This window comes from Brevundimonas sp. UBA5866 (assembly GCF_002432125.1).
Taxonomy (GTDB): Bacteria; Pseudomonadota; Alphaproteobacteria; order Caulobacterales; family Caulobacteraceae; genus Brevundimonas.
Genome location: NZ_DJFS01000002.1, coordinates 1 through 6,674, shown reverse-complemented (window position 1 = coordinate 6,674; position 6,674 = coordinate 1). Strand labels below are relative to the sequence as shown.

Sequence of the window (6,674 nt, the reverse complement as noted above, 5' to 3'; positions counted from 1 at the left end):
CGGTCCGGCCCCGCGGCGGGCTCGGCCATCGCACCGCCAGCCAGTACCAGACAGATCAGAACCGCTGTCAGACGGGCCTTCATGCCTTGCCCTCCCTGCGGCGGCGCGTACCGGGCCCCGCGCCGACGCGCAGACGGCGGTCCAACAGCGACACCAGTCCGCCCAGCGCCATCAGCGCCGGTCCCAGAAAGATCAGTCGCGCCCAGGGATTATAATAGAGGCGCACCAGCCAGGCGGGCTCGCCATCCTCGGTGCGGGCCCGCTCGCCAATCACCACATAGACATCGTCAAGGCCGCGGAAGTCCAGGCCGACCTCGGTGGTGGTCTGTCCGCCTGCCGGGAAGAAACGGCGCTCGGACGTGACGGTGGTCTCGCGCGCCTTTTCATTTACCGCAGACACGGTCAGTTTGCCCTGTTCGGCCAGATAGTTCGGCCCCTCGATGATGGCGACATCGTCCAGCCGGACCTTCCACGGACCGGCTGCAACCTCACCCTGGATCGGGATGACACGGGCGGTTTCGACCTTGAACCCCGTCTCGACCACCGCGCCCAGAATAAAGACGCCAACACCGGCGTGTGCCAGCGCCATACCCCATGCTCCCAACGGCAGATTACGGGCACGGCGCAATGTCTCGGCCAATGGCGCGCGCAAGGCCTTGGTGCGCTCGGCCACCTCGAAGACAGCCCCGAAGATCAGCCACAGACCCAGCCCCACGCCCGCCGCGACCAGAGCCTTTTTCGGATCGAACAGGAAGAAGGCCAGCAAAGCCCCGACGACCGCCAGCAGAGCCGCAAAGCGCAGACGCTGGACCGCACCGACCAGATCACCGCGCTTCCAGCCCATCAACGGTCCCGCCGGAAGCAGCAGGCAGGCGATACCCATCAGCGGTGCGAACACAGCATTGAAATAGGGCGGGCCGACCGAAATGGTGGCACCGGTCATGGCCTCCAGAAACAGTGGATACAGGGTTCCAAGCAGAACCGTCACCGCTGCCGTGGTCAGGAACAGATTGTTCAGCACCAGTATCCCCTCACGGCTGACCGGTGCAAAGGTGGCCATCGAACGGATGGACGGTGCCCGCAGGGCGAACAGCGCAAAGGCCGCGCCTGCCGAAAGGCCCAGAATGCCCAGCAGCATCATGCCCCGTTCGGGATCGACCGCGAAGGCGTGGACCGACGTCAGCACGCCCGAGCGCACCAGAAACGCGCCAAGCATGGAGAAGGAAAAGGCCAGAATGGAAAGGAATACCGTCCAGCCCGCCAAGGCCCCGCGCCGCTCGGTCACCACGGCGCTGTGCAGCAGGGCCGCGCCCGCCAGCCACGGCAGGAAGGAAGCGTTTTCGACCGGGTCCCAGAACCACCAGCCGCCCCAGCCCAGTTCGTAATAGGCCCAGAAGCTGCCCAGACCGATACCGACCGTCAGCAGGGCCCACGACGCGAGCGCCCACGGGCGCACCCAGCGTCCCCAGGCCGGATCGACACGTTTTTCAATCAGGGCCGCGACCGCCAGAGAGAAACACACCGAAAAGCCGACATAGCCCGCGTAGAGCAACGGCGGGTGGATCGCCAGGGCGGGGTCCTGCAAAAGCGGGTTCAGGGACCGCCCCTGCACCGGAATCTCGGCCAGGCGGTTGAACGGATTGGAGGTGAAGGCGGCAAAGGCCAGAAACATGGTGGACAGGCTGGCCTGAACCGCCACGGCAGAGGTTTTCAGACCGAAGGGCAGGCCGCGCGACAGCCCCAGTACGGCACCGAATGCCGTCATCACCAGACACCACAGCAGCAGCGAGCCCTCGTGGTTACCCCAGGCTCCGGCAATCTTGTAGAAGAGCGGCTTGTCGGTGTGGCTGTTGGCGGCCACGTTGGCCACCGAAAAATCGGACGTCACATAGGCCCATATCAGACAGCCAAAGGCGACGATGATCGCCAGCGATGCCGCCAGCATGGCCGCCGAGGCCGCGCCTGCGATCACCGGCCGGCGCTGTACACGCGCCCACGTTGCCATCACCCCGCCAAAGACGCTGAGCGCCAGCGACAGGATCAGGGAATAGCTGCCCAGTTCGACAATCACGCGGTCAGTTCCCAGTAGCTTCGGGGCGCCATTCGCCCTTTTCCTTCAGACGGTCCGCAACTTCGCGGGGCATATAGGTCTCGTCGTGTTTGGCGAGCACCTGAGTGGCCTCGAATGTGCGGTCCGGCAGGAAACGCCCCTGGGCGACAATGCCCTGCCCTTCGCGGAACAGGTCCGGCAGATCCCCCTGAAACACGATGGTGGACGAGGCTGCATTGTCGGTCACGCTAAAGCGGACAGAGCCGTCACCACCCTTCACCACACTGCCCGCCTCGACCAGACCGCCCAGACGGATCAGCTGGCCCACAGGGACTTTTTCCGCCGTAGCTTCGGAGGGAGAGTAGAAGAAGGTGACATTGTCCTTCATCGCCCACAGGGACAGCCCCACCGCCAGCGCCAGCACAGGTGCGGCAGCCGCAACTACCCACAGGCGACGGCGGGCTTTAGGGGATTTAGGAAGCCAGCTCATAGGCGCAAACCGTATTTGGACATTACACACCCGGCAGAGATCACGCGCCACCATCCTTGGCGCGGGCCTCGGCCAATAGTTTTTCCAGCTCGGGACGGCGCGGATCGGATGGGGCCAGCACCTCCAGGATCGGTCCCCACATACGTTCCCCCTCGTCCAGATCACCGCGCGCCAGTGCCGCCTCGCCAAGGAAATAGCGGGCACCCAACTGGTCCCCGTCGCGCTTCACCGCCTCCCGGAAGGCGGCCTCGGCATCGCCGCCGATACGCCCCTCACTGGCACGGACAAGGCTTTCTCCAAGGCGGGCCCAGTTCTGCGCATTGTCGGGATCGAGCGCCAGAGCGCGACGAAAGGCCGATGCCGCGCCGATGGAATCCCCGGCCTCGAAACGGGCGGCCCCCAGCATGGACAACGCCATGACGTCCTGCGGCTTGTCGCGCACCACCTGCCCCATCACCGCCGCCAACTGTGCGGGCTCCAGGTTTTCAGGCTGTGCCGCCCATTCGGCGACCCGCTTTTCATAGGGCTGATCCGCCATGCCCGACCGCCCGAATCCGAAATAGAGGGCCAGCGAAACAATCGCCGTCACCCCGATCGCGATCAAAACCCACAGACCATCACGCGGCCCGATCTTGACGCCCCCCTCAGCACGCCGCGCGGCCAGAATCCGGCGGCCCGCCTCGGCGCGGGCGGATTTCCAGCCCGCTTCATCCAGAAGGCCGCGGGCTTTCATCCGGTCCAGTTCAGCCAGTTCGCGTACGCCGGACAGGCGGTCGGTCTCGCCTTCGGAAGACAAGGAGGAGGCATTGGCTCCACGCCGCGCACCGGTCAGAACCAGCAGGCCAGCCAAAGCCGTCAGGGCGGCGGTCATGATCCAAAAGATCGTCATAACCGACGCTGTAGCGGATCACGCCGAGCGAAGCGAGATGCCCGGTGACGCACCCAGACTGGCAAGGCGGCGGCGCACCGTACGCGCAGCATCCTTTGCACCCGCCAGCTGCAGAAGGTCCACCATCACCTGAAGGCGTCGTCGGGCCAGACGCCCCCCTTCCGGCACATCACCTTTATTGAGGCGGTCAAGCGCCTCTCCGGACCAGTTGGAGATACGGCCCGTCAGCCCTTCGGCTGTCTGGCGCCGTTCGGTCTCGCAACCGATGACCGCCGCAGGGCCGCGCGCCGTCGCCATCAGCCCCACCAGCAGACGGGCTTTCTCGACCTCGGCGTCATCCAGTTCTGCGGTCAGATTGGGCACGGCGCGGGTCATACGCCCGACCAATGTCGTCTTCTCCTGCGGCAACAGGGCATCAACCGTCGCATCGGCCATCTGGAAACGCTCGCTGAGGGCCACGGCGATACGCATTTTCTGGTGGCGCAGGGTCCGCGCCCATACACTGTCGGGACGTGGGGACACCACCGCCTCGAACTCGTTCAGGGCATTGGCCAGCCAGTGAAGGCGGTCACGGAAAGCCAAGACCCCTTGAGGACCTTCGGACAGATCGAAATCGACAATGGCGTCGGCCCTGTCGGTCACACCCTTCAGCACCCGCTCTACAAACGGGGCGAACGCCCCCTGTGACAGGGTCGAAGACGGACTGCCCAGCGCCGCGGCATGGGAGGCCAGACGCAAGACCTGAAGCCCTTCGCGCAGATGGGCGAAATAGACCTCCATCAGACAGTCCAACCCGTCTTCGCCTATGGCGGCGGCCTGCCGGAAGGCCAGTTTCATATCGGCGGCCTGTTCGGCACCGACCCGCCCCTGCCAGTCGGGCAGTTTTCGTACGCTGGAGCGGGCAATGCCGGCCACATCCAGCACCCGTGCCAGCGTCATACGGGCCATTGGCGTCCCGCCGGGCCACAGCTTTTGGCCGTGATCCCGCACCGCCGCAGCCGCCGTGTTGCACAGACGGTCGGCGATCATCCGCGCCAGATCATCATCGCGGTCCAACTGGGGAAGGAGTTCGGGTTCGTTGCGCTTGGCCGCTCTCCACAGATCACCCAGCAGACGCGAAGGCAGGGTAAATCCCACCAACCCGTCCTGACGCTCCCTGAACAGCGGCAAGAGCGGCGCGAACACCAGATCGCGCCTTTGCCTGTCCTGCAGCTCTTCGGCCATCATCAGGCGCACGGCCTCGGCGCGCGGTCCCGGCATAGCTGCCACAGCCATTTCCAGCTGGGTCAGAATCCGGTCGGGACAACGCGCGATCACCTCGGTCAGGGCAGCCCTGTGTGCGGATGTCAGTTCCGCCATGAAGAGGTTCCGGTCGGCTCCGTTGGGGGAGAGATATTCAGGTGCCGAGAATGCACCGCGGCGGGTTAACGTCGTGTTCCCTCGAACAAGGATCAGCCACTTGCGGCAGGCAGGTCCAGCACGACTTTCAATCCGCCCATATCACTGACCCCCAGGGTCACACGGCCGCCATAGGCGCGAACCAGTTCGTCGACAATCGACAGCCCCAGACCCGTACCGGGCGTTTCCTCGTCCATACGTGTACCGCGTTTCAGGGCGGTGTCGCGCTGGTCCTCGGGGATGCCGGGGCCATCATCCTCGACCACAACCACCATCTGTCCCGGTACAGAAGGACCAGCCAGCACACGCACCCGGCGCTTGCACCACTTGCCCGCATTTTCGATCAGGTTGCCGAAGATTTCCTGCAGGTCCTGACGTTCCCCGCGGAAGGCCAGTTCGTCAGGAGCGCGCCAGTCGATCTCAACGCCCTTTTCGTCAAAGACACGTTCGATCATCACCGCCAATTCGTCGATCACATCGCCAACCGGCGTGCTCTCGCCCAGACCGTGGGCGGCACGGGCGGCGGCACGGGCGCGGCGCAGGTGATGTTCGACCTGATCGCGCATGACACGGGCCTGACGGCGCACGATATCGGGCAGTTGCCCTTCCTGGTTGCCTGCCTCGGCCAGCATGACCGCCAGCGGCGTTTTCAGCGCGTGGGCCAGATTGCCGACGTGGGTTCTTTGCCGCTCCACCGTCTCCTGCGAGTGATCCAGCAGCAGATTGACCTGATCGGCCAAGGGCTGGATCTCACGCGGATAGCTGCCCCCGACGCGGTTGGAGCGGCCACGGTGCACCTCGGCGATGGCGTGATCCAGATCGTACAGGGGGCGCAGGCCGATACGGACCTGCACAAACACCGCCGCGACCAGACCCAGACCCAGCAGCACCAGCGCCATCCATGTCACCAGGGCGAACTGGCGCGTGTCGGCATCGACGTCAGAGCGATCCACGCCCGCGAAGAACACCACCGGAAGCTCTCGTCCGGGCAGGGTTTTGACACTGGCCGCGATGCGAAGGGGCTCGCCCTTGGGACCGTATTCGGCGCTGTAGCTGACCGTCTGACCAAAAGCATTTTTCAGCCGGTCCACCAATCCCGGCTCATATTCAAGGACAGACCCCCCGAGGGATTCCGACCCCGCAATAATCACCATATCCCCTTTGCCGTCCGGCTCTGCCACCATCCAGTATTTACCGGACAGCAGCCGCTCGGTGCGGGCATCGCGGATTTCCCCGATAAAGATCTGTCCTTCGGGCGTGATGCTGGACGCGACCACGACCTCGTCGATCGTCTCGTTCAGCGAACTGCCCAGACGGCGCAGGGCCGATTCCTGAAACACCGACGTCAGAACCACGCCGGTCAGGATCAGCGCCAGCGCGATCCAACCCGCAGCCAGCCAGATCAGGCGGCGGGTCAGCGAGCGGCTGGGACGCAGGGTCCAGCGTGACGGCTCAGAATTCCGGGAGGTGGTGTCTTTGGCCTGATCGTCCAAGGCGGTGGTCTTTTAGCCCGCGTCGCTTTCGCCCGGCAGGGGCGAAAGCCGATAGCCCAGTCCGCGAACCGTCTCGATACGGTCCGAACCGATCTTCTTGCGAAGACGGCCCACAAACACCTCGATCGTGTTGGAATCGCGGTCAAAGTCCTGATCGTAGAGGTGCTCGACCAGTTCGGTCCGGCTGATGACACGGCCCTGATGCATCATCAGATAGTGCAGCAGGCGGTATTCCAGCGAGGTCAGGCGCAGCGGCTCGCCGTTGACGGTGGCGCGGGCCGCGCGCGGATCGAGGCGCAAGCCCCCGCACGACAGGGTCGAGGTGGCATGACCTGCCGAGCGGCGCAGCAGGGC

The 6,674-nt window shown here is 65.0% G+C and carries 6 protein-coding genes; all 6 read right to left on the bottom strand.

The genetic code is table 11. The features are described from left to right. Positions 1-79 precede the first annotated feature (79 nt). Positions 80-2,071 carry a heme lyase CcmF/NrfE family subunit gene (locus B3H86_RS00080; protein WP_292050487.1) on the bottom strand — a complete coding sequence of 664 codons (1,992 nt, stop codon included), beginning with the start codon at positions 2,069-2,071 and terminating at the stop codon, positions 80-82. Between the two features lie 4 nt (positions 2,072-2,075). Further along, positions 2,076-2,540: a cytochrome c maturation protein CcmE gene (gene ccmE / locus B3H86_RS00075; protein WP_292050486.1), complete on the bottom strand. Its 465-nt coding sequence runs from the start codon at positions 2,538-2,540 to the stop codon at positions 2,076-2,078. Positions 2,541-2,580: 40 nt separating this feature from the next. Beyond that, a complete protein-coding gene (gene ccmI, locus B3H86_RS00070) occupies positions 2,581-3,429 on the bottom strand; it encodes a c-type cytochrome biogenesis protein CcmI (RefSeq protein ID WP_292050485.1) in 849 nt (282 codons plus the stop codon). Between the two features lie 18 nt (positions 3,430-3,447). Then, a complete protein-coding gene (locus tag B3H86_RS00065) occupies positions 3,448-4,788 on the bottom strand; it encodes a hypothetical protein (protein ID WP_292050484.1) in 1,341 nt (446 codons plus the stop codon). Between the two features lie 92 nt (positions 4,789-4,880). Then, complete coding sequence (locus B3H86_RS00060) at positions 4,881-6,320, bottom strand: sensor histidine kinase (protein WP_292050483.1); 1,440 nt, start codon at positions 6,318-6,320, stop codon at positions 4,881-4,883. Positions 6,321-6,332: 12 nt separating this feature from the next. Further along, a partial coding sequence (locus B3H86_RS00055; RefSeq protein ID WP_292050482.1) for a winged helix-turn-helix domain-containing protein occupies positions 6,333-6,674 on the bottom strand: 342 nt, incomplete at its 5' end.

Bases quoted from the DNA above. Each gene is read 5' to 3' on its own strand.
- ccmE (WP_292050486.1), bottom strand. From the start codon at position 2,540: ATGAGCTGGCTTCCTAAATCCCCTAAAGCCCGCCGTCGCCTGTGGGTA.
- ccmI (WP_292050485.1), bottom strand. From the start codon at position 3,429: ATGACGATCTTTTGGATCATGACCGCCGCCCTGACGGCTTTGGCTGGC.
- B3H86_RS00065 (WP_292050484.1), bottom strand. From the start codon at position 4,788: ATGGCGGAACTGACATCCGCACACAGGGCTGCCCTGACCGAGGTGATC.